This is a genomic window from Massilia aurea (assembly GCF_040790145.1).
GTDB lineage: Bacteria > Pseudomonadota > Gammaproteobacteria > Burkholderiales > Burkholderiaceae_D > Telluria > Telluria aurea_C.
On record NZ_JBFMMP010000009.1, the window covers coordinates 133,681 to 160,680 of the forward strand.

A 27,000-nucleotide genomic window follows, 5' to 3' on the forward strand; every position below is an offset into this window, starting at 1 on the left:
AGGAGACAAACCGATGCAAGGCACCCCCACGTTCACGCTGGGCGTCATGGCGTCCGCCATGCTCGCTCTCGCAGGCTGCGGCAGCGACGACTACCAATCCGTCCACGTTCCCCCACCAGTCGCGCTCACGCCCGACTGCACCAAGGTGCAGGCGCTGGCCTGGCCCAACACCACCTTCCGCAGCGCCACCCGCATCGACGCCGGCGCCGCCAGCTCGGGCGCCGTCAAGCTGCCCGCACACTGCCTTGTCACCGGCGAGATCAATCCGCGCACCGGCGTCGACGGCGTGCGCTACGCGATCAACTTCGAACTGCGCCTGCCGCTCGACTGGAATGGGCGCTTCCAGTTCCAGGGTGGCGGCGGCACCGACGGCAATGTGCCGCCCGCGTATGGCGTTCTGAACAACCGTCCGGCCGTGGCGCCCGCGCTGAGCCAGGGCACGGCGGTCGTCAGCAGCGACATGGGCCACGCCGCCAGCGACAGCCGCGACGCCACTTTCGGCCTCGACCCGCAGGCGCGCATTGACTGGGGCTACAACGCGCTGGACCAGGTCACCCAACTGGCCAAGTCGGTCGTGGCGAGCTTCTACGGCCAGGCGCCGAAGCATTCGTATTTTGTCGGCTGCTCGGGTGGCGGGCGCCAGGGCATGATGATGACCCAGCGCTTCCCGCACCATTTCGACGGCGTCGTCTCGGGCGCGCCGATCTTCGAGCAGCACGTGGCGCAGGTCGGCTCGATGCAGATCCTGCAAGAACTGCGCGCCATCGCGCCCAAGGACGCGGCCGGCAATCCTGTCTTGAGCCGCGCATTTTCCGACGCCCAGTTGCAACTGGTAGCCGACGGCGTGCGCCGCCAGTGCGATGCAAAGGACGGCGTGGCCGATGGCCTTATCGAAAATTACGACACATGCAAATACGATCCGGCCGAACTGCAATGCGGCAGTGATACCGCATCCAGCGCCGGCGTGTGCCTGTCACCGCAGCAGGTCGGCGCCTTGACCCGCATCTTCCAGGGGCCGAAGACCAGTACCGGCACGCAGCTGTATCCGCCGATCCCGTGGGATATCAGCGTCAGTGGCTGGCGCGGCGCGATGCTCGGCACCTCGGAGACGGCCGTGCCGAATGCCCGGCGCGCAACCAACACGTCGATCAAGTACGTGTTCATGACGCCGGCGCAGCCGAACTTCGATTACTTCAGCTTCAACTTCGACCGCGATCCGGCCTTGATGACCGCGTCCGCCGCCTTCACGGCAACCAACAGCACCGACTACAGCGGCTTCAAGGCACGGAAAGGCAAGACCATCCTGTTCATGGGCATCTCCGACGCCGTGCTCAATGCGAACGGCATGAACCGCTGGTACGACCGGCTGGTGCAGGCCAATGGCGGCCCGGCCGCCACCAGCCAGTTCGCGCGCCTGTTCAATGTGCCGGGGATGGACCACTGCAGTGGCGGCAAGGCGCTGGACGACTTCGATCCGGTCACGCCGCTGTACGACTGGGTCGAGAAAGACAAGGCGCCCGAGATGATCCTGGCGAAAGGGGCCAGCTTCCCGGGCCGCGAACGGCCACTCTGTCAGTATCCGCAGATTGCACGCTACAAGGGCAGCGGCAGTCTGGACGACGCGGCCAGCTTCAGTTGCGGCGCTCCTTGATTGAATAAAAAAAGCCGGCTGCGATTGCAGCCGGCTTTTTTATCACACCCGTTCGATCACCAGCGCGATACCCTGCCCCACACCGATGCACATCGTGCACAGCGCGTAACGCCCTTCGCGGCGATGCAGCTCGTTCACCGCCGCCATCACCAAACGCGCACCGGATGCGCCAAGCGGATGCCCGAGCGCGATCGCGCCACCATTCGGATTGACGCGCGGGTCGGTGCCGCTCAAGCCCAGTTCACGCAGCACGGCCAGGCCCTGCGCCGCGAACGCTTCATTGAGTTCGATGACGTCCATGTCGGCCAAGGTGAGGCCGGTCTGCGCCAGCACCTTGCGCACTGCCGGCACCGGACCGATGCCCATGATGCGCGGCGCGACACCGGCAGCAGCCATGCCGACCACGCGCGCGCGCGGGGTCAGGCCGAAGCGCGATGCATGCGCATCGTCGGCCAGCAGCAGCGCGGCCGCGCCATCGTTGATGCCCGACGCATTGCCTGCGGTGACGCTGCCGCCAGGGCGCACGACCGGTTTCAACTTCGCCAGCGCTTCCATCGTCGTCGCGCGCGGATGTTCATCCTGGCTGACGACGACCGGATCGCCCTTCTTCTGCGGCACGGAGACCGGCGTGATTTCTTCGGCGAAGATGCCGGCCGCCTGGGCCGCCAGCGCGCGTTCCTGGCTTGCTACCGCCATCCGGTCCTGGTCTTCGCGCGAGATGCCGAATTCGTCGGCCACGTTCTCGGCCGTCTCGGGCATCGAGTCCACGCCGAATTGGGCCTTCATGGCCGGATTGACGAAGCGCCAGCCCATCGTCGTGTCTTCCATCTTCATGCTGCGCGAGAAAGCGCTGTCGGCCTTGCCGACGACGAACGGCGCACGGCTCATGCTCTCGACGCCGCCGGCGATGATCAGGCCCGACTCGCCGCTCTTGATCGCGCGCGCGGCCGTGCCGACGGCATCGAGGCCAGAGCCGCACAGGCGGTTGAGCGTCACGCCCGGCACGGTCACCGGCAGGCCGGCCAACAGCGCCGACATGCGCGCCACGTTGCGGTTATCTTCGCCGGCCTGGTTGGCGCAGCCGTAGACTACGTCGGTCAGCGCGTCCCAGTCGACCTGGGGATTACGTTGGACCAGCGCGCGCAGCGGGACGGCGCCGAGATCGTCGGCGCGCACGCCGGCCAAACTGCCGCCGTAGCGACCGAACGGGGTGCGTTGGGCATCGCAGATGAATGCGTCGAACATGGAATTCTCCTGTGAGTGGATGATGAATGAGGTCATGAAAGCACAAGCGCGCGCCGGGACCTTCTGGTCACGGCGCGCGTGCATTGAGCAATGAATGCCGGGGCGGTCAGTGCTTGCCCAGGAAGTCGATCACGCGCCGGTTGAACATCTCGGGCTGCTCCCAGTAGGCCGAGTGGCCGGTTTCCGGGAACACGGCCAGCTCGGCGTGCTTGATGTGGCGACCGAACTGGCGCAGGACCGGGGCCGGCGTGTACAGGTCGGCGTCTCCCGTGATCAGGAACACCGGCATGCGCAGCGTTTCGAGCTCGGCGAACGTGACGTCGACGTTCGAACCGTTCCCCAGCACCGGCTTTGACGCCGCCGCATCGGCTTTTCCGTCGCTCCTGGCGGCAGCAGGCTGCGGGTTCAAGGTCGGTGCGGCCGGCACGAACGGATAGGCCAGCGCGTTCCAGCGCGCCGTGCCTTCCGGATTCGCGGCGCGGTAGGCCGGGCCCAGTTCGCGGAACTCGACCGGCAGCGCATTGAACTGTGGCGCCGGGCGCGTGCGCTCGCCCATCTTCAGGTAGTCAGGATCGGTGACGAAGCCGATGCTGTTGGCAATCACCAGGCTGCGCACCTTGGCCGGGTATTCGAGCGCGTACTGGAACGCGGCGCCGCCGCCCGCAGCGGAACCGACGATGTGGAATTTATCGACGCCGAGCTTTCGCATGACGGCCTCGATCAGGATCGTCGAGCTGGTGCCGGTGCGGTGGCCCGGATTGGGCTGGCGCCAGTCGATCGCGATGAAGCGGTAGCCGGCGGCGGTAAAGGCGGGAATCTGGTGCACCCACATCTGGCTCTTGCCGCTGGCCGCGTGCAGGAACACGACCGGCGTGCCGGTGCCGCCCGAATCGCGGTACGGCACCACGTTGTTGCCGACTTCAAGTGTGCTGTCCTGCACGGTGACCGGCGCCGCGGTCGTGGAAGCCTGCTGCACGTGACCGCAGGCGGCGAGGGCCAGCGTCAGCGTGCCCAGGCACGCGAGTTTTCCGAGAAAATGGTTCATGTGTCGTCTCTGTCTGATTTTTATCTGAACTGCTTATTTAAATTGCTGCACTGGCTCAACGAACAACTCCTTGAGCACCGCATTCCACTTGTCGTTGTTCTGCGCGGCCTGCACTGGCGAAATGAAGCGCACCTTCACATCGTTCAACTCGGGAAAGCCGCTGTCGACGATGCGGTTCGACGGAATATGATCGGCCGCCTTGAGCAACTCCTGGCCGCTCTTCGACAGGATGAAATCGACCATCAGCCGCGCAGCATTCGGATGCGGCCCGCCCTTGACGATGCCGATCGCGTTGCCGGTTGCGGTGAGCGGTTCCATGCGCACCCAGTTCACGCTCTGCCCTTCGCGCTGCGCCATCACCGTGTGATGCACCATCACTTGCAGCCCGATCGGATAATCCTGGCGTGCGACGACGGTCACGATGCGGCGCGGATTGATCTGGATATTGGCGATGCGCTGGGCGGCCAGGCGGCGCAGGTAGGCCATGCCCGCTTCGTCGCCCATCGACAGCAGCACGTTGCCGACCAGGCCCTGGGCCGACGTCGGCGCCAGTTCCGCGCTCCACGCCATCTTGCCCTGCCACTGCGAGTCCAGCAAATCGGCCCACGTTCGTGGCGCGTCGGCCGGCTTGATCATGGCCGGGTTGTACCCCATCGTCATGTAGTACAGGACGGTCGAGGTCCAGTGACCGTCGGGATCCTTGAACTGCGCCGGGATCGTGCTGGCCGATGGCGAGACGTATGGCTGCACCAACCCGCGCGCCATCAGCAGTCCCGCGGTCGAGCTGCCGTCGAACAGATCCGCCTTGACCGCGCCGGCCCCGTGTTCGTCGATGACTTTCTTCGCATTGATCGGCGCGGCAGCGCGCACGACCTGCACGTCGATGCCCGGATAGCGCTGCTGGAAGCCCTGCTTGATCGGTGCCGAGGCTTCCTCGAGCAGCGTTGTGTACCACAGCAGCTGGCCTTCGGCCCTGGCGGCAGCCACGCGGTTGGCCTCGCTGTCGGGCACATTCGCGGCATGCGCCAGCGGCAGGCCGCCGACGGCGCACGCCAAGAGCATGGTGACGGCGCGTCTGATTCGGTTATGCATGGAGATTCCCCGATGGATGCGGTCAGAAGCGGTGAGTGATACCGGCGAAGAACGTCGATGGACTCATGCCCGGATTGACCGGTCCATAGGTCGTGTTCGCGTCGACGACGGCGTACTGGCTGTTGTCGCCGTTCTTCACGCGCGAGTACGCGGTATACAGTTCGGTGCGCTTGGACAGCTCGTACTTGTAGCCTACCGTGACCTGCTGCGCATCGAAATCACGTACGGTCTTGTCGTTGTAGCGCTTGTAGCTGGCGATCCAGCGGCCACCCGTGCCGCCCGGCTGGAGCGTGAAGCCGACCATCAGGCTGTCATAGTCGCGACTGAAGTAGGCATTGGGCAGCGCTGGCGCCGCGACGGTGCGCGTGCCTTCCCATTTGCCGACCTGATACAAGAAGGCCGGCTCGATCGAGGTGAATTTGTAGCTGGCGCCGATCGTCGCCGTCTTGTCGTTGCCGCTGTCCAGCGCATTCGCGTTCGAGCTGAAGCCGATGCCGGCCAGGAGCTTGCCATCGGAGTAGCTGACCAGCATGCCCTTCGCGTCGCGACCGCGCGAATTCTCCGTGGCCGACTCGCCCAGCGCATAGGAACCCTTGACCGAAAAGCCGCGCACGGTCGGGCTGGTGTACACGATCGCATTGTCGTTGCGGCCCAGGCCATCGCTGCGGGCGCCGGTGGAGATCGTCGACGACGCAGTGCCCATGCCGAGCTTCCACGGATCGACCGGACGCACCAGGTAGAAGGTGGGCGAATAGTCGCGGCCCACGTGAAGCTGGCCATAGCTGCCGATCAGGCCGACGAGCGCCTTGCGGCCGAACAGGCGGCCGCCCTGGCCCAGCGCACCGCTGTCGAGGCTGATGCCGCTTTCCAGCGTGAAGTCGGCTTTCAGGCCGCCGCCCAGATCTTCCTGGCCGCGAAAGCCCAGGCGCGAGCCGTAGCCGCAACCACTGCTGATCTGGGTTGTCGGGCCTTCGTTATTGCTCGAGACGGCCAGGCAGGCATCCATGATCCCGTAGACGGTGACGCTGGTCTGGGCGTGGGCGGACGTTGAAACGAGCAGGACTGCAGCGGCCGAAGCGGCCTTGAATGATTTCACGACTGTCTCCAGTGGCGCTGTGATCGCGCCATCGTTGGTGTTTGTTTAAAAAGCGAGGGTTTGTACCTTCTGCCGTCCGGCGTCTTGCGCGCCGTATCGGGCGAGCCGATGAATGAATAGTATGTGCTCGGGGTCGAAAGGTCAATAGGTCAGGTATATGGTTTTTTAAACTCAAACGAACGGCCCTGCCTGGGCGGTCAACGCCTTCGCTTCAGGCGAGATGCGGATAGCCGGCGGCGAGCGCCTGTGTTTCGAGCGAGAGGATGCGGGCGTAACTGACGTCGTCCAGCAGGTCGAAGTGGCGGATGGACAGCGCGCCCATGTGTGCCTGGACGGCAACGCCCGGCGCCAGCAGCGCGGTCTGCAATTGGCGGTGCAGGGCCGGCGGTACGGACAGCCCGGCCACCAGCGGAAGGCCGGGCGACGGCGCCGTGTAGCCCAGGACGGTCAGCCCGTCGACCTCATCCGGATACGCCTGCTTCAGATAGCCTAGGGTCACGCAGTCGATCGCGGCCAGGTCGGCCTCGCCCGTGCGCACCAGGCCCAGGCTGGCGCGATGGCTGCCGGTCCAGCACACGTGGCTGAAGAACCGGCCGGCACGTGCCAGCGGCGCCACGGCATGGCGCAGCGCGTTCATGCCGCTGTTGGAGTCGATGTCATTGGCGGCGGCGATGCGCCCGCGCGCATCCTCCAGGGTCGCAATGCCGCTATCGGCGCGCACCACGATGGCGCTGGCGTAGTCCGTACCAATGCAGCCGGGGAAGTCATAGGCTGGCGTGGCCACCAGCCGCACATGGTTGCGTAGACCCGTCAGGTAAGGATAGCCGCAGGTCTGGCCGAGCAGGACGTCGGCGCGCTGGAAATAGTCTGGCAGCGTCGGCTCGCGCACCAGTTCGACCGGGTCCGTGAAACCACCGGCACGCAACTCGGCCAGCAGCGCCTTGAACCAGGCCTCATACCCGGCCCTGATGCGCTCCGACACGTTATACATGGGGAACGCCACTTTCCAGTGCATGGGCTAACCGTGTCCGTGTGGATGAACCGGCGCATCGACCGGCTTGAAGCCGAATTGTCGCATCAACTGGCCATAGCCGCGCACATGAAAGCCGCCGCTGCGCGCGATGTAGCAGCTGCGCCGGGCGCGATACACCCGCGGCAGCAGATACCACGGCAGCGATGGAAAATCATGGTGGACCAGGTGGTAGTTGTTGTTCAAGAACAGCAGGCGGAACACCGGCCCCGCCTCGTTGATCACGATGCGCTGCTTGTGTTCGTCGGCCGGGCGGTGTTCATAGTAGGACCGGATCATGGCCAGCGACTGCGCCGGATACGCGATCGCCAGCAGGTAGTACAGGGGCGAGACGCCGGATTGGGCGTCGATCCACCACAGCAGCGCGCCCAGCATCGCCAGGTGCCCGAGCCACATCGGCACGTAGCGCCAATCGCCCCGCAGCGGCTGGCGCACGGCCTGGGTCCAGGTGCTGGCAATCGCGATCGCCGGCCCCACCAGCAGGCGGCCCCAGAAGGTCTTGTTCAACCACAGCAGCGCGCGCAGCGGGCGGTTCATGCCATCCCAGCTCACGGACGACACGTAGCTGCTTTCGGTGTCGCGCGCCGGCAGCGTGAGGTCGGCGTCGACATGGTGACGCAGATGGCTGTCGCGGTACAGGCGGTACGGGTACCAGACGGCCAGCGGCAGATACCCGAACAGCCTGTTGATGGCAGGGTTGGATGTCGGGTGGCCGTGGATCAGCTCATGTTGCAGCGACATATACCAGGCGCACCACCAGACCATCAGCACGGTGGCCGGCACGTTGCCCAGCGCGCGCCAGAACACCAGCGTGCCCAGCCAGCCGCCATGGATCACGGCGATCAGGAGCCAGGTCGGCCACTGCGCCCACCACAGCCGCCGCTCGCGCTCGAGGCGGATTTGCAGTTGCTGGGTGGCGTCCAGGTACTCGGAACGGTGGTGGCTGGCGGTCATGGTCGGCCAACGATACGGCCTCGCGTCCGTCAGCCAAACGAATACTTCCGAGCATCGATATCGTATTTTTCTCCGCAAGGGCACGTCGGCTCAGGCCGGCGTATTCGCCACCGCCGCCCCGACCGGGAAATCGCCGCCCTGGAATTTGCTCTCGGGCTGCATGCGAAACGCCAGCACGATGCCCAGCGCCATCAGGATCATGCTGCCCACGAAAGGCAATTCCCAGTTGCCGGTGCGGTCGATCAGATACCCCGACAGCACCGGGCAGATGATGGCGGCCAGCGCCGAGCCGGTATTCATCATGCCGCTGGCGGTGCCCGAATAATCGGGCGCGATATCCATCGGGATCGCCCACATTGGTCCGATCGTCATTTCGGCAAAGAAGAAACCGGCGCTCAGGCTCGTGATCGCGACGTACACATTGTGCGTGAACAGCATCGGCAGCAGCGCCAGCAGGGTCAGGAGCATGCAGACCGACACCATATAGCTGCGCGCCTTCTTGAGGCTGCCCGTGTTCTTGAGGATACGGTCGCTGACGATGCCCCCGAGCGTATCGCCGACCACGCCGGCGAAGAACACGCCGGTGGCGAACATGGCGGACTTCTTGATGTCCATGTCGTAGCTGTGCAGGAAGTACTGCGGAATCCAGCTCAGGAACAGCCACAGCGTCCAGCCATAGCAGAAATACACCAGCGCGACAGGCATCATGCGGCGAAACAGCGGCCCCCACGGTACCAGAACATTCTTCTTTTTCGGCGGCGGCAATGACGCCAGTTCGTGCGGTGTGATGCGCGGATGGTCGGCCGGATATTCGGTGAACGTGATGGCCCAGACAGCCACCCAGACCAGGCTGATCGCACCGAACACATGGAACGATTCGCGCCAGCCGTGCGTGGCCATGATCCATACCACGGCGGCCGGCGCCACCGCATTGCCCACGCGCGAGAACGCGTGCGTGATGCCCTGCGCAAAGCCGCGCTGTTCCCTGGGCACCCAGCGCGACATGGCCGAGGTGGCGGCGGGAAACGTGGCGCCCTCCCCGAAACCGAGCAGCAGCCGGCACAGCAGCAGCGAGACCAGACCGCCGGCAAAGCCGGTCAGGATCGTGGCCAGCGCCCACAGCAGGCCGCACACGATCAGGGTGCGCTTGGCGCCAAACTTGTCGCTTACCCAGCCGCCGATGATCTGGAACACCAGGTAGGGATAGGCGAAGGCGGAAAACACCAGGCCGATCTCGGTCTTGCTCAGGTCAAATTCCTTGCCAAAGCCGGCAGCAGCCGTGCTCACGTTGACGCGGTCGAGATAGGTGATGAAATACATCAGGCACAGCATGACGAGGATGACCGTGGTCGCCCGAAACCGCAGGTATTTCATGGTTGTCTCCAGGTGTTCTGGTGAAAGTGCTCAGGCGCCTTTGAGGTCGGGCGTGGAAGTCGGCGCGGCGAGCGCCTCCATCGCGGCCTGGACGCCGCTGCCCGCCAGCCTGACCCCGGCCAGCCGCAAGCCCATCTCGCAGCCGGCCAGCGTGGCCATCAGGGTCAGGTCGTTGGCCTCGCCCAGGTGGCCGATGCGGAACATCTTGCCTTTGAGCTTGCCAAGCCCGGTGCCCAGCGACATGTTGAAGCGCTCGTAGATCAGCGCGCGGACCGCGTCGGCATCCACCCCGTCGGGCATCACCACGCCGGTCAGCACCGGCGAATACACGGCCGGATCGGCGCACTGGATCTCTAGCCCCCAGCCCTTAACCGCCGCCCGGCACGCCTGCGCCAGGCGCTCGTGGCGGGCGAAGGTGTTCGCGAGGCCTTCGCCGAGCAGCATGTCGAGCGCTTCGGCCAGGCCGTACAGCAGGTTGGTGTTGGGGGTGTAGGGCCAGTAGCCGCTGGCGTTCATGGCGATGATCTCGTTCCAGTCCCAGAACGCCGTGCGCATGGCCGACGTCTTGCTGGCCGTGATGGCTTTTTTCGACACCGCATTGAAGCTGATCCCGGGCGGCAGCATCAGGCCCTTCTGCGAACCGGAAATCGACACGTCGACGCCCCACTCGTCGTGGCGGTAGTCGCTGCATGCCAACCCGGAAATCGTATCGACCATCAACAGCGCCGGATGGCCGGCGGCGTCGATGGCGGCGCGCACTGCGGGGATGTCCGACGTTACCCCAGTGGAGGTTTCGTTGTGCACGACGCAGACGGCCTTGATGTGGTGCGCGCTGTCGCGCCGCAGCCGCGCCTCGATCAGGTCGGCCTGCACACCCCGGCGCCAGCCCTCGTTGCCCGGCAGTCCGATAAACTCGGGCTGCAAGCCCAGGGCCTCGGCCATTCGTTTCCACAGCGTGGCGAAGTGGCCGGTTTCAACCATCAGCACATGGTCGGCGGGGCTCAGCGTGTTGCACAGCGCCGCTTCCCAGGCGCCGGTGCCGGACGCCGGATAGATGATCACCGGCTGGTCGGTCTTGAATATCTGCCCCATCCCGGCCAGCACCTGCAAGCCAAGCGCACCGAATTCCGGACCGCGATGGTCGATGGTGGGCAAGCTCATGGCCCGCAGAATGCGGTCCGGGACCGGGCTGGGTCCGGGAATCTGCAGGAAATGGCGACCAGCGGGATGAAAATCCAGTGTCAGCATGCAACTCTCCTCAAGGCGAACCTGTCGTTTTGCATTTTGAATGCAAAATAACTCTAGCAGTCCGTGACCCGCTGACGACGACTTCCGGTTGCAATTATCAAGAACAAGCTTGAGCAAAATCAAGCTCCGCATTGATTGCTTCCCTTGCCTTCCAGATCTCAAGTCCGCTTGCTTTGATACCAATAGTCCACGATGATGGTGGGTGATTGAGGTATGAGCGAGGAATATCGAATGTCAGAACAGAACGTACAGGGGGCAGCCGGGCGCACGGGCGAGCATGCCGTCGTGCGCCTGGCGCGCCAGCGTCTGCACGACACGGTCGTCGAACACCTTCGTCACCTGATCGTCGAGGCAGTACTGCCGCCCGGCACGAAACTGAATGAACGCGCGCTATGCGAGACGATGGGCATTTCGCGCACACCGCTGCGCGAAGCGCTCAAGGTGCTGGCGGTCGAGGGCCTGATCGAGATCGCACCGAACCGTGGCGCGTCGGTCTACAAGATGTCGACGGCGGAAATCTGGGAGACCTTCGAGCTGGTCAGCGCTCTGGAAGCCATGGCCGGCAAGCTCGCCTGCGAGCGCATCACGCCGGCCGAACTGGCCGAGATCAAGCGACTGCATGAAGCGATGCTCGACTGCAAGGCGCGGGACGACATGCCCGGCTACTACGATTGCAACCAGGAAATTCACAGACTGATCAACCTCGCGGCCCGCAATGGCGTGCTCCACCAGACCTTCCTTGGCATCAACCGGCGCTTGCAGGCGCTGCGCTTCAAGTCCAACTTCAAGCCCGGCAAGTGGGAGCGCGCGGTGCACGATCACATCGACATGATCGAGGCGCTCGAGACGCGCGATGGCGAGCGGCTGGCCAGTATCCTGGCGCGGCACTTGCTGGACAAGCGCGCCGCTGTCATGGAGATGCAGGCCGGCGCAAGCGCGCCAGAGTGAAGCGGTCGAGCGACGGCTCAACCACGCGGATGCAACCGGGCCTACAGATCCAGCACCAGCGTGCCCTTGGCCCGCGAGCAGCACGGCGTGAACTGGTTGTTGCAGGCGCGCTCGTCGTCCGACAGGCACAGGTCGCGGTGATCGGGCTCGCCCGCCAGCACGCCCGTCAGGCAACTGCCGCACACGCCCTGCTCGCAGCTGATCGGGATCGTGTAGCCATGCCGGATCAGCACGCTGCTGGCCGATTCGTCGGCCGCCACCGCCAGCACGGCGCCGGTGCTGGCGATCTCGATCTCGAAGCTGCCGTCGCCGGTCTTGTCGAGATCCTGGTTGGTGAAGTACTCGCGGTGGATATTGGCCGGTTGCCAGCCATGGTCGCGCGCGGCGTCGACCACGTAGTCGATGAACCCGGTCGGGCCGCACACGTACAGGTGCAGGTCGGGATCGGCGTCGGCCAGCAGCGCCGGCAGCGCCATCTTTTGCTCGGACAGGCCGTCGTCGAAGTGAAAGTGCACGCGGCCGTCGAACACGGGGTCGGCGAGGCGCGCGCGAAACGCCGCGTGGCCCGGGCTGCGCGCGCAGTAGTGCATCTGGTAGGCGCCGCCGGCGTGGTTCAGCCATTCGGCCATGCCGAGCAGCGGCGTGATGCCGATGCCCCCGCCGATCAGCAATGTGCGCGCAGCGGGTACCAACGGAAACAGGTTGCGCGGCGTGCCCACGGTGATGGTGTCGCCTTCTTCGAGTTCACGGTGCAGGGTCAGCGCGCCGCCGCGCGAATCGGCGTCGCACAGCACCGCGATGACGTAGCGGTGCCGCTCGGCCGGATCGTTGCACAGCGAGTACTGGCGGATCAGGCCGGGCCGCACATGCACGTCGATGTGCGCGCCGGCCTCGAACGGCGGCAGCTCGATCCCGAACGGGCAGCCGAATTCAAAGCTGAAGATGTCGTTGGCCTCTTCGGTCTTCCTGATGATGGTCAGCTGCAGTTCGTTCACGATGATGCCTTCCGGTAGTCGGTTCACGGTCGCCTCAGGATTGTTTCTCGCCCTTGGGCGGGAACATGCCGCGGCCGATGCGCACGTGCACACCCTGGCGGGTATCGACCACCTGCGTCACGCCAAAGTCGGCCGCCACGCTCATGAGCGAATAGCTGTCGTTGCGCGACAGGCCCTGGTGTTCGTTCAGCAGATGCAGCATGTCGAGCGACGCGGCGCGCATGGCCTGGTCGAGATCGTCGCCGAAACCGTGGACGATCCAGCTGTCGACCGTCTCGAGCAGCGGCGACGGAAAATGGAAATCGCGGCGCAAAATGATCTGGAAGACCACGTCGAGCGACGCCTCGATGGCGGTGCCGCTGATCTCGCCGTCACCCTGCGAGATGTGCGGGTCGCCGATCGAGAACAGGGCGCCATCGACGGCCACCGGGTAATACATCGTGGCGCCGGCGCCGATGCGCCAGTTGTCGATATTCCCGCCGTGCAGGCCCGGTGGAATCGTGCTCACGCGGCCGCGCACATCGGGCGCCACGCCGGCCGTGCCAAGGTGCGGCCGCACGGGAATGCGCACGCCTTCGAGCGTCTTCTGGCGATCGCATTCCGGGCACTCGATGATCTTGCCCGGCGTGAGGTACTTGCCCTTGAAATCGTAGGCGTAATGGGCGCGCGCGTTGTTGCCGCTGGCGTCGATCTGGTAGATCGTCACGCGCTCTTTTTCGTCGAATTCCTTGTACAGGTAGCCCCAGTTGGCGGCCAGGTTCGAGCCATAGCGAAAGCGCGGGGTCATCGACAGGTAACGCACTTCGATCATGTCGCCCGGCTTGGCGCCCTCGACCCAGATCGGCCCGGTCATGATGTGCACGCCCGGGTTGCGGTCGGCTTCGGGAATCTCGGTGAAGATCTTGCGCACGGCGGCGTCCATCATCAGGTCGGGCGCATCGCCCGCGTGATGGGTGACCGCCTCGGCGTGCACCAGGTCGCCGCTCTTGACGCGCAGCACGGGCGCGAGCGCCGGATCGAAATAGCCCCAGTGGACGGTGGAAGGCGTGGCGGGCAGCTGGTGCAGGGCCGATGGCTTGACGTCCTTGCGGCCTTCGATGTCGTCGGAAATGAGTGGCATGGGGGTGAGCTCCGTTATCTGTGTTGACCAGGCTTTACTGTAAATCCCGGTCTGCACCCCGTCTTGACTGCCGACGCATGCGGAGTTGCTCACCCGCCGCAGTCCCTTACTTAGCTTGCCGGCGGCCAGCGCACACCCAGGTCGGCTGGCGGCACCATCGCCAGCAGGCTGCGCGTGTACGGGTGCTGCGGTGCGCCGAGCACCTGTTCGGTGGGGCCGCTCTCGACCACTTCGCCCCCGTGCATCACCATCACGCGGCTGCACAGGTAGCGCACCACCGCCAGGTCGTGCGAAATGAGCAGCAGCGACACCTTGTGCTCGGCGCGCAGGCGCAGCAGCAGGTTGAGGATCTGCGCCTGTACCGAGACGTCCAGGCCCGAGACGATTTCATCGGCCACCAGCAGTTGCGGCACATCGCACAGCGCCCGCCCGATATTGATCCGCTGGCGCTGGCCGCCTGACATCTGGGCCGGGAAGCGGTCGACCATGTCCGGCGCCAGGCCCACCGCCGCCAGCAACGCCTGTGCGCGGCGCTGGCGCTCACTGTGCAGGTTCGGCCGGTTCTCCATCATCTGCGTGAGCAGGCTGCCGACGCGGCGGCGCGGATTCAGGGCCGAGCGCGGGTCCTGGAAAATCATCTGGATCGAGTCGATCCGGCGGGTCCATTCGCCGCCCGAGTCGCCCAGCGGCCGGCCGTTCAGGACGATGCTGCCGCTGCTGGCCGATTCCAGCCCCATCACCAGGCGCCCCAGCGACGACTTGCCGCTGCCGCTCTCGCCCACGATGCCGACGAATTCGCCCGGCGCGATGTCGAAACTGATGTCCTTGACGGCCGCCACGCCGCCCTTGCCGCGCCAGCCGCGCCCCGGGTAGGTCTTGCAGATCGACTTCACCTGCAAGAAGGCGTCGGTGGTTTTCAGCGGGCCGTTGTCGAGCGGCGCGCCATCGTCGGCCAGCGGCGCCTGCGGCGCGTTGGGCCCGTGCCAGCAGCGCAGGCAGTGGCCGGGCACGGCCGGGGCCAGCGTTGGCAGCATGGTGCTGCACTCGGGCAGCGCAACCGTGCAGCGCGGCTGGAAGCGGCAGCCGGCCAGGCTGGAAAAGTCGGTGATGCCCGGCATATGACCGAGCAGCGGCTGCAGCAGCCGGCGCGGGCCATCAAGGGTCGGATTGGCGCGCTGCAGCGCCCGCGTGTACGGGTGGCGGGCGGCGCCCGTCACGGCGCGCGCCGGGCCACTCTCGACCACTTCGCCCGCATACAGCACGGCCAGTTCGTCGCACACGTGCGCGGCCAGGGCCAGGTCATGCGTGACGAAGATGACGCTCGTGCCGCGCCGCGCCTGCATGGCGCGGATCAACGTCACCACGTGCGCCTGGCTGCCGGCATCGAGGGCCGTCGTCGCTTCATCGGAAATGACCAGCGCCGGATCGCCCGCGAACGCCATCGCGATCATCACGCGCTGGCACATGCCGCCCGAGAGCTGGAATGCGTATTTGTCCATCACGCCCGGCGGCAGGCGCACTTCGTCCAGCGCCGCCTGCGCACGCGCGCGGCATCCCGACCTTGGCACGCCGAGCCGGCGCAGGTGCTCGGTGAACTGGTCGCCAACGGTGCGCACGGGGTTCAGGGCCGTCATCGGTTCTTGTGGAATGAAGGCGATACGCGGCCCGAGCAGCGCGCGGTGTTCAGGCGCCGGCATGGCCAGCAAGTCGCGGCCCTCGAACAGCAGCTGGCCGCCGCTGACCGCAAAGTTGTCGGGCAGCTGGCGGGCGATGACGCGCCCCAGCATGCTCTTGCCGGCGCCCGATTCGCCCACCAGACCCAGCGTGCGGCCCGGCCGCAACGTGAAGTCGATCATGCGCAGCACGTCGCCGCCCTCCACGCCGCGCGGCGCCACGCACAGGCCGCGCGCCTCGAGCAGGGGCGTGCCCAGCGCCAGTTCGTGTTCTGCCATCTGCATCATTGCGCTCCTTTCTTGTTCCCGCGCCCCAGCAGGCGCGGATCGGCGCTGCGGCGCAGGCCGTCGCCGAGCATGGTGGTGGCCAGCACCGTCACCACAAGGCACAGCACCGGCAGGATCAGGCCCCACTGCGAAGAAAAGACATTCTGCAGACCGTCGGCCACCATCGTGCCCCAGGTCGGCACGTCGGCCTGCACCGAGCGCCCGACAAACGACAGGATCGCCTCGGCCACGACCGCCACGCCCATCTCGATGCTGATCAGGGAGATCAGCATCGGCAGGATGCCGGGCACGATGTCGCGCACGATCACCTGCCAGTGGCGGGCGCCGGCGATGCGCGCCGCGGCCACGTATTCGCGCCGGCGCAGCACCACCACTTCGCTGCGGATGATGCGACAAAAGCGCGTCCAGTCGGCCAGCACGATCGCGATGATCACATTGGTCAGGCTGGGCTCGAGCACCACCATCAGCACCAGCGCCAGCACGATGGCGGGAAACGACATCCAGACATCGACCACGCGCAGGATCACCCAGTCGACCACGCCGCCGCAATAGCCGGCCACCAGCGCCAGCAGGCAGCCCAGCGCGGCAGCGCCCAGCGGCGCCACGGTGGCGATGATGACGGTGACCTGGGCGCCGTATATCAGGCGCGACAGGATGCACTGGCCGAGGGCGTCCGTGCCGAGCGGGAAGCTGGCCATGCCGCCCTCCACCCACATCGGCGGCAGCAGCGTGTTGACCAGGTCCTGCTCGTTGGGCAGGTGCGGCGCGAGCGTGGGCGCGGCCAGCGCCACGATGGCCAGCGCGAGCAGCACGACGACGCCGAACAGCGCGCGCGGTTCGGCCAGCAGCGCAAACACGCGCGGCACGCGCATCAGGGGAAGCGAGAGTTTGTGGTTCATGACAGGCGCAATCGAGGGTTGACGAGGACCAGCAGCGCATCGGTCAGCATGTTCATGGCCAGCACCGCCGCCGAATAGGTCAGGGCCAGGCCCTGGATGACCGGCAGGTCGTGGGTGGCGATCGCCCCTACCATCATGTTGCCGATGCCGGGCAGGCTGAAGATCGTCTCGAGCAGCAGCGTGCCGCCGATGATGGCGCCGGCCTGCATGCCGATCATCGACAGCGTCGGCAGCGCCGCGTTGCGCAGCGCGTGCGCGAACAGGATGCGGTTGTCCGACACGCCGCGCAGGCGCGCGGCGACGATATAGTCTTCGTTATAGACCTCGATCAGGCTCGAACGCAGGATACGCATCAGCGGCGGCGCGATGCCCAGCGCTAGCGCCAGCACCGGCATGACCAGGTGCGCGGCGGCGCTGCGCAGCGCCGTCATGTCGCCGGTCAGCACCGCATCGACGAGCGTGAAGCCAGTCACGCGCGGCAGCGCGATCGCCGCATCGATCGGGCCCAGGAACGGCAGCCATTGCAGCGCGATGCCAAAGCCCAGGATCATCAGGATCGCCCACAGAAAATCAGGCACCGAGATGGCGACGCTGCCGCCGACATCGAGCACCCGCTCGAGCGGCCGGCCCAGATAACGAAACGCCAGCAAGCCGCTGGCCACGCCCAGCCCGACCCCGAGCAGCAGGCCGCAGAAGATCAGCTGCAAGGTGGTGGGCAGCGCCTGCACGATCATGGCGCCGACGGCCAGGCCCGACTGGATCGAGGTGCCGAAGTCGCCGCGCACCACCTGCCCGATCCAGATCCCGAACTGCATCCACACGGGCCGGTCGAAACCCATCGTGTGCGCAAGCGCGTCGACATCGGCGTGGGTGGCGGTGGCCGGCAGCAGCATCCCGAGCGGGTTCACCGGCAGCAGGCGCAGCACGACGAACACCACGAGCGCGACGACCAGCATCATCAAGACGCGGGTGCAGATACGCTGGGCCAGCACCAGGAGGGTGGCGCCGCCCTGCAGCAGCAGTTCGATGGCAGGCACCGGCGCAGACACCTGGCGGGCTGGATTAGCGGGAGCGGCAGCGGGCAATAAGGTGGGCATGAATGGCCTATGTCGACTGAAGTGGATGGCGTGAGGCAAGGCGCCGTGCAAGCATCATAAGCAGCGCGCCCCGCCGCTTCTTGACGACGGGCGCACGGGTTCTACGCTGAAACTGCATGTCGCCGGCGGGGCCGGATAGTCTATTTCTCGTGCGTGGGACGGCAAGAATCGGCGCCGGGGCATCACTACCATGGCTGTATTGGAGGGCACCAGCCGCTCCTTGACAGTGCATACCCGCGAACAGCTAATTGGAGAGACATGATGGGATTCCCGGACCAGGCGTTTTTTGATGAACTCGGCACGTCGGCGCTCAAGGTCGAACAGGCCAACACGCTGCCGCCGCTGTGCTACACCGACACCGCCTTCTACGAGTTCGAAAAAGAGGCTGTCTTCAACCACGAGTGGCTGTGCGTCGGCCGCGCCTCGTGGGTGGCCAAGCCGGGTGACTACTTCAGCACCGAGATCATCGGCGAGCCGCTCCTGATCGCGAAGAACGCCAAGGGCGAGATCAAGGCGATGTCGGCCGTGTGCCAGCACCGCGCGATGCTGGTGGCTGAAGGCGCCGGCAATGCTCGCGCCTTCCTGTGCCCGTACCACCACTGGACCTATTCGCTCGACGGCGAATTGATCGGCGCGCCGGCGATGGAGCAGACCGAGGGCTTCGACAAGAAGGACTTCTGCCTGCCGACGCTGCAGGTGGAGTTGTGGCAGGGCTTCATCTTCGTCAATTTCGATCCGCTGGCCACGCCGCTGGCGCCGCGCCTGGCCGCCATCGACAAGGTGGTCGCCAACTACCGGATGGACATCGCCGAAGGCCCGCGCCCCGAACCCGGCACGCGCTACGCCTGGAACTGGAAGGTCATGTTCGAGAATAACAACGACGGCTACCACGCGAACAAGCTGCATATGGGCCCGCTGCACGATTTCGTGCCCAGTTCGCTGGCCAGCTTCCCGGACGACCTGCCCGACGACACGGCCGGTTACTACCGCTTCAACGGCACGACCCACCCCGACGCCGCCTTCAACGTCACGCAAAAAACCGTGTTCCCGGTCTTTCCGGCCTTGACCGAAGAGGAACGCAACCGCATGCTGTTCGTGAACCTGCCGCCGACGCTGTCGCTGGTGATCAATGCCGACATGATCCTGTTCATGATCCTGCGCGCCGATTCGGCCGAAACCCACATCATGGACCAAGGCGTGCTGATGGCGCCGGGCGCAATGAAGGACAAGCTGTACTTCAAGCGGCTGGAGATGACGCTCAATTCGGTGTCGGAGATCGTCGAGCAGGACCTGGATGTCGACCGCCAGGTGCAGATCGGCCTGCGCTCGCGTTTCGCCGTGCGGGGCCGCTACTCGTGGCAAGAGCAGGCGCAGCAATCGTTCAACCACTGGCTGGTACAGCGCTACCTGGCCACGCGCAGCCAGCAGACAGCGGGGGCACGCCGGATTCCGATTGCCGCGGTGGGTTAGCCGGCGCTGTATCGCGGCGATTCTTTCGCCAGCTTCAACACCGTCATTCCCGCGCAGGCGGGAATCCAAGGGCTCACGCGAACCACAAGCGCATATCGCAGTGGCTCGGCAAATGACCTGGATTCCCGCCTGCGCGGGAATGACGGTCTTCAGGCCGCCAACTGGCGGGCCTTTTTCATTGTGCATCCCTATTGCAGGCGCTTGCCCAGCTGGCTCTGGCGGTACTCGCGCGGCGTGACGCCGAATTCGGCGCGGAAGCTGCGGCTGAAGTGCGCGGCGTCGTTGAAGCCCCAGCGGAAGCAGATATCGAGGATCGACAGGTTCTGGTAGGCGGCGCTGGCCAGGTCCTTGCGGCATTGCGCCAGCCGGCGCTGGCGCACGTACTGGCCAAAACTCAGCTGCGCTTCCTCGAACAGCTTCTGCACATAGCGCGACGACGCGTGCTGGCTCTCGGCGATGCTGCGCACCGACAGCTCCGGGTCGCCGAGCACGGCTTCGATGGCCTGGCAGATGCGGTGGAAGTGGATCGAGCGCGCCACGTTGCCAAAGCTGCGGAACGACGATTCCTCGGCCAGCGCGGCGATGATGAATTCGGACAGCGACATCTCGATCGGCCGCATCTGCGTGGCGGTCAGGTCGGACAGGTTGTCGGCGATCGAGCCGAGCATGGCGGCAAACACGCGGTTGCCGCCGGCCTGTGTCGGCAGCGCGCCGGGCTGCATCGTGCCGGGATTGAGCAGGCGCGGATGCAGCAGGCCGGAAGGAATATTCACGTACAGCAGGCGAAATTCGTCCGTCACTTCCAGCGTCGAATCGCGCCCGCCGGGCCCGTAGATGATGTCGCCGCATTGCAGCGGGATACATCGGCCGCCGTCATTGAGTTCGTAGGTGCCCGAGATGAGCAGCGCCAGCCAGACGGCGCCGGCCGATTCCTCGACCCGGCCCGAGATCGTTTGCGGCGACGCTTCCAGCAGCGAAAATTCAATGCCCAGCGGCGAGACGACGCTGCAGACATTGCCGTGGAATTCGCGCTGCCCCTGCGCCAGCGCGCCGGGCATCGAGATGCGGTTGAGGGTATCGCTCCAGGCATGCTGCCGTTCCGCGCTTCCGATCTGGTTACTTGACCACTTCCATGACTTCAATGCTTCCGGTTGCATGTGATGCCCTCCTGAGTAATTAGTCAGAGTACGTACCAAAACAGACGCAATTTTTGTGCCAAAGAAATAAGCGCGATATGCGGACGGAATGGCGGGCATGGCGCGCGCTGTGTGCGCGAAAACCGTGCACCGTTTCACCAGCTTGATGCCGAAAGGCTATATGCGTGCACACCGGGAATGGCGGCGCACGAAAACACAAGACGCCGGTCGTCGTGAAGCAAGAGCGTCTTGGCGCCCGACCGTAAGCTGGGTGCACAGTCAACGGCGCCATGCTGCGCCCAGGGAGAGCCCATCGTGGATTGCACTGCCAGCTGGTTTGAATGTTGCTTTAGTAAATGTTATTGGTGGCTGTCGCTGTTCTGATGGCCGGCCCGTCGTCCGACTTCCCACCATGCCTGCACCACCATTATCGAGAGAGTCCCGTATGAACGCCGCCCTGCACGCCAGCCCCGCTTTGGCAATCCGCAAACTCAAGAACAACTTCGGCGCCGAGATCGCCGGCGTCGACCTGGCCACCGCCAGCGACGAAGAACTGGCCAGCGTCGTCGCGGCCTTCCACCTGAACGGCGCCATCCTGCTGCGCAACCAGACCATGGATGCCGATGCGCTGGTGCGCTTCGTCAGCCAGTTCGGCGAGCCCGAACAGCACACGCTCAAGGAATACACGATGCCGACGCACCCGCTGGTGTACCGGCTGTCGAACCGCATCCTGGACGGCAAGCCGATCGGCATCCACAACGACGGCGTCGGCTGGCACACCGATTATTCGTACAAGCAGGAACCCGTGATGTGCACGATGCTGTACGCGGTGGAAGTGCCGCCCGAAGGCGCCGACACGCTGGTGGCCGACATGGTCGCCGCCTACGATTCGCTGCCGGCCGAGCGCCGCGCCGAACTCGATCCGCTCCAGGTGCACCACAGCTACCAGCACTTCATGGAAACGCGCGACTTCAACCGCCGCAAGCTCACCCCCGAGCAGCTGGCCGACAGCCCGGACGTGATGCACCCGTTGGTCCGCACGCACCCGGCCAATGGCCGCAAGGCGCTGTGGCCGAGCAGCGGCACGGTCAAGGGCATTCCCGGCCTGTCGACCGAAGACGCGCTGGCCCTCGTCGATGAACTGGTTGCGTATGGCACGCAAGAGCAGTTCGTGTATCGCCACAAGTGGCAGGTCGGCGACGTGCTGATGTGGGATAACCGCTGCACGATGCACACCGGGACCCTGTTCGACGACAAGAAGTACATCCGCGAGATGCACCGCCTGTGGGTCAAGGGCGACCGCCCGTATTGAGCATTGCAGCATCAACGTCATGCAACCCGGTTCTAGCACGTATCAAAGGAAACTCATGGAACGTCGCAATTTCGTCAAGACCAGCGCCCTCGGGATCGGTGCCCTGCTCGGCCCATACTGGGGCATCCGCACCGCAGGCGCGGCGCCGGCGCCCGCCTCCATCAGCATCGCCTTCCCGTTCGACGTCTATAACTGGGACCCCACCAGCCGCATCGCGCCGCAGCTGATGCCGCTGTATAAATGCCTCTTCGACCAGCCGCTCGAGTATTCGAGCGACTCGGTCTTGCAGCCGGGCCTGGTCAAGGCCTGGCGCTGGCTCGACCAGAAAGGCCTGGTGCTCGAACTGGAGTTTCGCGACGACGTCCTGTTCCACAACGGCGACAAGATGACCTCGAGCGACTTCAAGTACACCTTCTTCGACCGGCCGCGCGCCGACAAGTCGCTGCAACTGGGCTTCATCTGGAACAACGTCACGAAGATGGAGCTGCCCTCGCCGACCAGGGCCGTGATCCACCTGTCGCAGCCGTTCATCAGCGCGCCGCAGTACCTCGGCTACGCGGGCGCCTTCGTGCTGCCCAAGGCGTATATCGAAAAAGTGGGCATGGCCGCCTTTATGGAAAAACCGATCGGCACCGGCCCGTACAAGCTGGCCGGCTACCAGCGCGACTCGCGCATCGTGCTGCAGGCGTTCGACAAGCACTGGCGCGGCGTGGCGAAGGTGCCGAACGTGACGATCCAGGTCGTGAAGGATGCGACCACGCGCGTATCGGGCGTGCAGTCGGGGCAACTGGCGCTGGCGACCAACCTGCCGATCCGCGACGCCGTGCGCCTGGCCCGGGTTCCGGCCTTGAAAACCGCGCTCACGCCGACGGTCGACAGCTTCATCATCCACATGGTCAACAGCGGCGCGCTCACGGACCGCAATGTGCGACTGGCGATGCACCACGCCATTGACAAGGCCGCGCTGAGCAAAGCCTTCTTCAATGGCGTGGCCGCGCCCCAGGCGCGCGCCTCGGCGCCGGGCACCCCGACGTTCGACGCCGGCGCCAGATTCGCGTTCGCGCCGGATACGGCCAGGGCGTTGCTGGCCAAGTCCGGCTACAGCGCGGCCAAGACGGTCAAGTTCAGGTTCTTCTCCACCAAGGGCGTGTACCCGAACGATTTCGAGATGGCGCGCGCGATCGTGCAGATGTGGCAAAAGGTCGGCATCGATGCAGCACTCGAGACCATCGAACTGGCCCAATACTTTTCCAAGGTCGAAGTCGGCAAGCTCGAAGGCCCGGCACTGTCGTTGTGGACCAATTCGACGGGCGACCCGGAACTGTCGATCGGCGCCTACCTCAATCCGAAGGTGATGTTCTCGGTCTGGCGCAGCGCCGACGTGTCGCCGCGCCTGGATCCGCTTCTCGCCGAGATGGACACGGCCAAGCGGATGGCCGGCTACAAGGCCTTTGAAACCTGGGCCGTCGAGCAAGGTTACTCGCTGCCGCTGATGCAGGGCGTCTCGAGCGTGGTGCACGCCAGGTCGCTCGTTTATCAACCGTACAAGAACGGCTGGGTCTTGCCGAACAGCTGGAGGATGGCATGACAACCTGGTTCATCACGGGCGTGACCAGTGGCCTGGGCAAGGCGATCGCCGTGGCGGCGCTGGCGCGGGGCGATTCCGTCGCCGGCACGGTGCGCAGCGCGCAAGACCTGGAAATCTTCGAGACGCTGGCCCCTGGCCGGGCCATCGGCTGCGTGCTGGATGTGCGCGACGAAGCGGCGCTGCATGCGGCCGTGGCCAGCGTCGAAATGCGCACTGGCGGCATCGACATCCTGGTCAACAACGCCGGCTACGGCATCCTGGGCGCGGTCGAAGAGACCAGCCTGGCCGAGGCGCGCGCCCAGTTCGACGTCAACGTGTTCGGCGCGCTGGCGGCGGCGCAGGCGGTGCTGCCGGCCATGCGCCGGCGCCGCGCGGGCCGCATCATCAATATCAGTTCGGTCAGCGGCGTGGCCACCTGGGCCGGCACCGGCATCTATTGCGGCACCAAGCACGCACTCGAAGGCATCATGCAGACCCTTGGCGCCGAGGTGGCGCACCTGGGTATCCACGTGATCAACCTGGAACCGGGCGGCATGCGCACCGACCACGCCGGTCGGTCGATGACGAAGACCGCCGCGCGCATCGACGACTACGAAGGCGCCGCACGCGACGCCGAACGCATCATGGCCGGCCACCATGGCCACGAGCCGGGCGACCCGGCCCGGTTGGCCCGCGTCGTGCTGGACATGGCCGATCATGCCGAACCGCCGCTGCAACTGCTGCTGGGCGCCGATGCACTGTTCTACGCCACCCAGAAGCAGGCCCAGGTCCAGGCCGCGATGGGCAAGTGGCTGCCGGTCTCGATGTCGACGGCGTTCGACGCGCAGTAACCGCATGGCGCGGCGCCCATGCCGTTCAGCCAGCCGCGAACGTCATCCCCGCGAAGGCGGGGATCCAAGTCAGTTGCACCGCCACTGCGATATGCGTCGGTGGTGCGCGTGCAACCTGGATCCCCGCCTGCGCGGGGATGACGTTTTCGGGCTGAGCGAGCGGCACGCCTGTCGCTCCCCTCCCTGATTCTGCTGAAGGACTATCTTGAAACCCTGGATCCTGACCCTGTTACTGGCCGGGCTGGCGATGGTCGGCCCGTTCGCGACCGATACCTACCTGCCCTCGTTCGTCGCCCTCGCCCACCACTTCGCCATCAGCCCGGCGCTGGTGCAGCAGACGCTGAGCGTGTACCTGTTCGCGTATGCGTTGATGACGCTGTTCTACGGCACGCTGTCCGATTCGTTCGGGCGCCGCCCCGTCATCCTGTTTTCGCTGGTGCTGTTCTGCGCCGCCTCGGTCGGCGCCGCGCTGGCGCAGACCTTCGGCCAGCTGCTGCTGTTTCGCGGCTTGCAGGGGCTGTCGGCCGGCGCCGGCATGGTGGTCGGGCAGGCGCTGGTGCGCGACCTGCTGCAGGGCGCCGCCGCGCAGCGCATGATCGCGCAGATCATGATGGTGTTCGGCGTGGCGCCGGCAGTCGCCCCGATCGTCGGCGGCTGGCTGCAGGTGACGTTCGGCTGGCGCGCCAGCTTCGCGCTGATGGCCGTTCTCGCGCTGATCCTGGGCCTGGCCTGCGCGCGCCTGCTGCCCGAGACGCTCACGCCCGTTGCGCGCCATCCGTTCGATGCGGCGACCATCCTGCGCCGCTTCGGCGCGGCGCTGGGCAACCGCTGCTTCTTGCTGCGCAGTCTTGCCATCGGCGCCCTGTTCGGCAGCTTCGCGCTGTACGTGGCCTCGGCCGCCAGCTTCATCATGGGCGTGCTGCGTTTGCCAGAGACAGCGTTCGCGTGGCTGTTCGTGCCGATGATCGGCGGCTTTGTCGCCGGTTCGGCCATCAGCGCCAAGCTCGCGCACAGCCACTCCGGGGCAGCGATGATCCGGGCAGGCTTTGGCATCATGGTCGTCGCCGTCGCGGCCAACCTGGCTTACACGTGGACGTTCACGGCGACTGTGCCGTGGGCCGTGCTGCCGATCTTCGTCTACACCTTCGGCCTGGCGCTGGTGCTGCCGCCGATGACGATCATGACGCTCGACCTGTACCCGGCAATGCGCGGGCTGGCCGCGTCGGTGCAGAATTTCGTGCAGATGCTGATCTTCGCGCTGGTGGCGGCGTTTGTCGCACCGGCGCTGTTCGACAGTGCGTTCCTGCTGGCGGCGGGGATGGCCAGCGGGATGGTGATCAGCTGGATTTGCTGGCACTGCGCGGGATCGGCAGCGCCAGCATTGGTGACGGCTCAGGAAGCAATCTAAGGATTGGCCGCCTCGAGCAGATCGAGGCGGGTGCGGCCAAAGCCGGTCACGGGTACGGCGCCAGTCTTCGAGAACTCCAGCAGGTGGTCTTGCTGGGGCGTGAGCTGCGGCCACGCCGGCTGGCCCGCGACGTTGGGGTTGCCCGTGCTGGCAAACGCCACCCAGTAGTTGCTGACCATCTCGGCCATCTTCTGGTCGTTCGCGCTCCAGCCGGGGCGTGCCCGCGCCGACGGCGTGGCAAACACCATTTCCATTTCATTGTCGTGCCCCGCACCCGGCACCGTGGCGCGCAGCGCTTCCGGCACGTAGCTGTAGCGGTACAGCCAGACCGGGACGCCGCGCGCGGCCTGGAATTTGGCGCGGCGCCGCGTCGGTTCGACCATCGCCATCTCGCCCCACATGCGCCCCGTCGCGTCTTCGCGCGTGACGCCGGATGTCAGGTACTCGGCCAGGATGCGCTCGCCCGTGGCGCCCATCTTCTGCAGCATCGCGGGGCCAGCACCCGGCATCCATTTCATCAGGCTTTGCTCGTAATCGTTGGCGCCGGTCAGGTACGGCACCGGGGCCGCCGTCCCGAGGCGGAAGGCAGTGGCCGTATCGTGCACGACCAGCTGGCCGTCGAGTACCGGCGCGGCGACGGCGCGCACCGGGGCGTCCAGCACGGTCGCTGCCGGGAGCGCGCGCAGCGCGGCCAGGTCGCCGTCCGGTACGCCCTTGCTGCGCGCCCAGGCCTGGCCCGTCGCTTCGAACGCGGCGAACGGCGCCGGCGCGTTGCTGGCGCCGCCGCTTTGCGAAATCGCCTTGTCGAACAGGCCGCGCGCCAGCGGTGACGTCAAGAGGAAGTTGACCGACGACGCGCCGCCGGACTCGCCGAACACGGTGACATTCTTCGGATCGCCACCGAGGGCGGCCGCATTGGCGCGGACCCAGCGCAGCGCGGCCATCTGGTCCATCAAGCCGTAGTTGGCGAGCGGCGCACCGCGTTGTTCGGCGCTCAGGGCCGGATGGGCGTAGGTGCCGAAGCGCCCCAGGCGGTAATTGAGCGTCACCAGCAGCACGCCCTTGCGCGCCAGCGCGCTGCCATCGTAGATCGGCAGCGACCCGGACCCCATGATGAAGGCGCCGCCGTGGATCCAGACCATCACCGGCAACGGCTTGCTGGCGCCGGCCGGCCGCCACGCATTGAGGTACAGGCAGTCTTCCGAGGCCGCGTTCTGGTAACCGGGCGGCAGCGGATTGCTGGCGCTGTCCTGGACGCAGTCGTTGCCGACCGCGCGCGCCGGGCGCACGCCGGGCCAGGCGGCGACGGGTTGCGGCGGGCGCCAGCGCAACTCGCCCACCGGCGCGGCGGCAAACGGCATGCCAAGAAAAGCGTCGACGCCAGCTGTGCTGACGCCCTCGATGGCGCCACCGGTGACGCGGGCCTGCAATGACTGGGCGAACGACGCCGCCGGCAGGAACAGGCCGGCAAGTGCTGCACCCAGGAAGGTGCGATGCAAAC

The 27,000-nt window shown here is 66.1% G+C and carries 22 protein-coding genes; 7 read left to right on the forward strand and 15 right to left on the reverse strand.

Annotation, left to right across the window (positions count from 1 at the left end; all coding sequences use genetic code 11):
• Positions 1 to 13 precede the first annotated feature (13 nt).
• The gene (locus tag AB2N08_RS14475; protein ID WP_367611359.1) at positions 14 to 1,651 is read left to right on the forward strand and encodes a tannase/feruloyl esterase family alpha/beta hydrolase; all 1,638 of its coding nucleotides are present in this window, start codon (positions 14 to 16) and stop codon (positions 1,649 to 1,651) included.
• Between the two features lie 42 nt (positions 1,652 to 1,693).
• Here AB2N08_RS14475 and pcaF read toward each other — a convergent pair whose 3' ends face one another.
• The 8 genes from pcaF to AB2N08_RS14515 form a co-directional block, all read right to left on the reverse strand.
• Positions 1,694 to 2,896 (reverse strand): 3-oxoadipyl-CoA thiolase, encoded by a 1,203-nt coding sequence (pcaF, locus tag AB2N08_RS14480; RefSeq protein WP_367611360.1) that lies wholly within the window; start codon positions 2,894 to 2,896, stop codon positions 1,694 to 1,696.
• Between the two features lie 106 nt (positions 2,897 to 3,002).
• Positions 3,003 to 3,941: an alpha/beta fold hydrolase gene (locus AB2N08_RS14485; RefSeq protein ID WP_367611361.1), complete on the reverse strand. Its 939-nt coding sequence runs from the start codon at positions 3,939 to 3,941 to the stop codon at positions 3,003 to 3,005.
• A gap of 33 nt (positions 3,942 to 3,974) precedes the next feature.
• Entirely contained in the window at positions 3,975 to 5,033 is a 1,059-nt protein-coding gene (locus AB2N08_RS14490) for an ABC transporter substrate-binding protein (RefSeq protein ID WP_367611362.1), read from the reverse strand.
• 22 nt (positions 5,034 to 5,055) lie between these two features.
• Positions 5,056 to 6,129, reverse strand: a complete 1,074-nt coding sequence (locus AB2N08_RS14495; protein WP_367611363.1) for a porin — start codon at positions 6,127 to 6,129, stop codon at positions 5,056 to 5,058.
• Positions 6,130 to 6,340: 211 nt separating this feature from the next.
• A complete protein-coding gene (locus AB2N08_RS14500; RefSeq protein ID WP_367611364.1) occupies positions 6,341 to 7,120 on the reverse strand; it encodes a phosphate/phosphite/phosphonate ABC transporter substrate-binding protein in 780 nt (259 codons plus the stop codon).
• A 27-nt stretch (positions 7,121 to 7,147) separates the two neighbouring features.
• A complete protein-coding gene (locus AB2N08_RS14505) occupies positions 7,148 to 8,113 on the reverse strand; it encodes a fatty acid desaturase (protein ID WP_367611365.1) in 966 nt (321 codons plus the stop codon).
• A 90-nt stretch (positions 8,114 to 8,203) separates the two neighbouring features.
• Positions 8,204 to 9,487 (reverse strand): MFS transporter, encoded by a 1,284-nt coding sequence (locus AB2N08_RS14510; RefSeq protein ID WP_367611366.1) that lies wholly within the window; start codon positions 9,485 to 9,487, stop codon positions 8,204 to 8,206.
• Positions 9,488 to 9,517: 30 nt separating this feature from the next.
• Entirely contained in the window at positions 9,518 to 10,735 is a 1,218-nt protein-coding gene (locus AB2N08_RS14515; protein WP_367611367.1) for a pyridoxal-phosphate-dependent aminotransferase family protein, read from the reverse strand.
• A gap of 231 nt (positions 10,736 to 10,966) precedes the next feature.
• On the opposite strand from AB2N08_RS14515, the gene AB2N08_RS14520 reads away from it, so the two are divergent.
• Positions 10,967 to 11,683 carry a GntR family transcriptional regulator gene (locus AB2N08_RS14520; RefSeq protein WP_367611368.1) on the forward strand — a complete coding sequence of 239 codons (717 nt, stop codon included), beginning with the start codon at positions 10,967 to 10,969 and terminating at the stop codon, positions 11,681 to 11,683.
• A gap of 41 nt (positions 11,684 to 11,724) precedes the next feature.
• Here AB2N08_RS14520 and AB2N08_RS14525 read toward each other — a convergent pair whose 3' ends face one another.
• From AB2N08_RS14525 to AB2N08_RS14545, 5 genes are all read right to left on the reverse strand, one after another.
• On the reverse strand, positions 11,725 to 12,705 hold the full coding sequence (locus AB2N08_RS14525; RefSeq protein ID WP_367611369.1) for a PDR/VanB family oxidoreductase: 981 nt from the start codon (positions 12,703 to 12,705) through the stop codon (positions 11,725 to 11,727).
• A 7-nt stretch (positions 12,706 to 12,712) separates the two neighbouring features.
• On the reverse strand, positions 12,713 to 13,798 hold the full coding sequence (locus AB2N08_RS14530; protein ID WP_367611370.1) for an acetamidase/formamidase family protein: 1,086 nt from the start codon (positions 13,796 to 13,798) through the stop codon (positions 12,713 to 12,715).
• A gap of 110 nt (positions 13,799 to 13,908) precedes the next feature.
• The gene (locus AB2N08_RS14535) at positions 13,909 to 15,756 is read right to left on the reverse strand and encodes an ABC transporter ATP-binding protein (protein WP_367611371.1); all 1,848 of its coding nucleotides are present in this window, start codon (positions 15,754 to 15,756) and stop codon (positions 13,909 to 13,911) included.
• A complete protein-coding gene (locus AB2N08_RS14540) occupies positions 15,756 to 16,658 on the reverse strand; it encodes an ABC transporter permease (protein WP_367611372.1) in 903 nt (300 codons plus the stop codon). The genes AB2N08_RS14535 and AB2N08_RS14540 overlap by 1 nt, the downstream gene beginning before the upstream one ends.
• Entirely contained in the window at positions 16,655 to 17,755 is a 1,101-nt protein-coding gene (locus AB2N08_RS14545) for an ABC transporter permease (protein ID WP_367611373.1), read from the reverse strand. Before AB2N08_RS14545 ends, AB2N08_RS14540 begins: the two co-directional genes overlap by 4 nt.
• A 258-nt stretch (positions 17,756 to 18,013) precedes the next feature.
• Between AB2N08_RS14545 and AB2N08_RS14550 the strand changes: the two genes are divergently transcribed.
• On the forward strand, positions 18,014 to 19,225 hold the full coding sequence (locus AB2N08_RS14550) for an aromatic ring-hydroxylating oxygenase subunit alpha (RefSeq protein WP_367611374.1): 1,212 nt from the start codon (positions 18,014 to 18,016) through the stop codon (positions 19,223 to 19,225).
• A 188-nt stretch (positions 19,226 to 19,413) separates the two neighbouring features.
• Here AB2N08_RS14550 and AB2N08_RS14555 read toward each other — a convergent pair whose 3' ends face one another.
• Complete coding sequence (locus AB2N08_RS14555) at positions 19,414 to 20,382, reverse strand: AraC family transcriptional regulator (protein ID WP_367611375.1); 969 nt, start codon at positions 20,380 to 20,382, stop codon at positions 19,414 to 19,416.
• A 424-nt stretch (positions 20,383 to 20,806) separates the two neighbouring features.
• Between AB2N08_RS14555 and AB2N08_RS14560 the strand changes: the two genes are divergently transcribed.
• The 4 genes from AB2N08_RS14560 (at position 20,807) to AB2N08_RS14575 (ending at position 25,499) form a co-directional block, all read left to right on the forward strand.
• On the forward strand, positions 20,807 to 21,673 hold the full coding sequence (locus tag AB2N08_RS14560) for a TauD/TfdA dioxygenase family protein (RefSeq protein ID WP_367611376.1): 867 nt from the start codon (positions 20,807 to 20,809) through the stop codon (positions 21,671 to 21,673).
• A gap of 55 nt (positions 21,674 to 21,728) precedes the next feature.
• On the forward strand, positions 21,729 to 23,261 hold the full coding sequence (locus AB2N08_RS14565; protein ID WP_367611377.1) for an ABC transporter substrate-binding protein: 1,533 nt from the start codon (positions 21,729 to 21,731) through the stop codon (positions 23,259 to 23,261).
• Complete coding sequence (locus AB2N08_RS14570) at positions 23,258 to 24,091, forward strand: oxidoreductase (protein ID WP_367611378.1); 834 nt, start codon at positions 23,258 to 23,260, stop codon at positions 24,089 to 24,091. The genes AB2N08_RS14565 and AB2N08_RS14570 overlap by 4 nt, the downstream gene beginning before the upstream one ends.
• A 205-nt stretch (positions 24,092 to 24,296) precedes the next feature.
• Positions 24,297 to 25,499 (forward strand): multidrug effflux MFS transporter, encoded by a 1,203-nt coding sequence (locus AB2N08_RS14575; protein WP_367611379.1) that lies wholly within the window; start codon positions 24,297 to 24,299, stop codon positions 25,497 to 25,499.
• On the opposite strand, the gene AB2N08_RS14580 is transcribed toward AB2N08_RS14575, so the two are convergent.
• The gene (locus tag AB2N08_RS14580) at positions 25,496 to 26,998 is read right to left on the reverse strand and encodes a carboxylesterase/lipase family protein (RefSeq protein WP_367611380.1); all 1,503 of its coding nucleotides are present in this window, start codon (positions 26,996 to 26,998) and stop codon (positions 25,496 to 25,498) included. The genes AB2N08_RS14575 and AB2N08_RS14580 overlap by 4 nt on opposite strands.
• Between the last annotated feature and the right edge of the window lie 2 nt (positions 26,999 to 27,000).

Excerpts from the sequence above, each read along its gene's own strand:
- AB2N08_RS14475 (WP_367611359.1), top strand. The coding sequence starts at position 14 with ATGCAAGGCACCCCCACGTTCACGCTGGGCGTCATGGCGTCCGCCATG.
- pcaF (WP_367611360.1), bottom strand. The coding sequence starts at position 2,896 with ATGTTCGACGCATTCATCTGCGATGCCCAACGCACCCCGTTCGGTCGC.
- AB2N08_RS14485 (WP_367611361.1), bottom strand. The coding sequence starts at position 3,941 with ATGAACCATTTTCTCGGAAAACTCGCGTGCCTGGGCACGCTGACGCTG.
- AB2N08_RS14490 (WP_367611362.1), bottom strand. The coding sequence starts at position 5,033 with ATGCATAACCGAATCAGACGCGCCGTCACCATGCTCTTGGCGTGCGCC.
- AB2N08_RS14500 (WP_367611364.1), bottom strand. The coding sequence starts at position 7,120 with ATGTATAACGTGTCGGAGCGCATCAGGGCCGGGTATGAGGCCTGGTTC.
- AB2N08_RS14505 (WP_367611365.1), bottom strand. The coding sequence starts at position 8,113 with ATGACCGCCAGCCACCACCGTTCCGAGTACCTGGACGCCACCCAGCAA.
- AB2N08_RS14510 (WP_367611366.1), bottom strand. The coding sequence starts at position 9,487 with ATGAAATACCTGCGGTTTCGGGCGACCACGGTCATCCTCGTCATGCTG.
- AB2N08_RS14515 (WP_367611367.1), bottom strand. The coding sequence starts at position 10,735 with ATGCTGACACTGGATTTTCATCCCGCTGGTCGCCATTTCCTGCAGATT.
- AB2N08_RS14520 (WP_367611368.1), top strand. The coding sequence starts at position 10,967 with ATGTCAGAACAGAACGTACAGGGGGCAGCCGGGCGCACGGGCGAGCAT.
- AB2N08_RS14530 (WP_367611370.1), bottom strand. The coding sequence starts at position 13,798 with ATGCCACTCATTTCCGACGACATCGAAGGCCGCAAGGACGTCAAGCCA.
- AB2N08_RS14535 (WP_367611371.1), bottom strand. The coding sequence starts at position 15,756 with ATGCAGATGGCAGAACACGAACTGGCGCTGGGCACGCCCCTGCTCGAG.
- AB2N08_RS14540 (WP_367611372.1), bottom strand. The coding sequence starts at position 16,658 with ATGAACCACAAACTCTCGCTTCCCCTGATGCGCGTGCCGCGCGTGTTT.
- AB2N08_RS14545 (WP_367611373.1), bottom strand. The coding sequence starts at position 17,755 with ATGCCCACCTTATTGCCCGCTGCCGCTCCCGCTAATCCAGCCCGCCAG.
- AB2N08_RS14550 (WP_367611374.1), top strand. The coding sequence starts at position 18,014 with ATGATGGGATTCCCGGACCAGGCGTTTTTTGATGAACTCGGCACGTCG.
- AB2N08_RS14555 (WP_367611375.1), bottom strand. The coding sequence starts at position 20,382 with ATGCAACCGGAAGCATTGAAGTCATGGAAGTGGTCAAGTAACCAGATC.
- AB2N08_RS14560 (WP_367611376.1), top strand. The coding sequence starts at position 20,807 with ATGAACGCCGCCCTGCACGCCAGCCCCGCTTTGGCAATCCGCAAACTC.
- AB2N08_RS14565 (WP_367611377.1), top strand. The coding sequence starts at position 21,729 with ATGGAACGTCGCAATTTCGTCAAGACCAGCGCCCTCGGGATCGGTGCC.
- AB2N08_RS14570 (WP_367611378.1), top strand. The coding sequence starts at position 23,258 with ATGACAACCTGGTTCATCACGGGCGTGACCAGTGGCCTGGGCAAGGCG.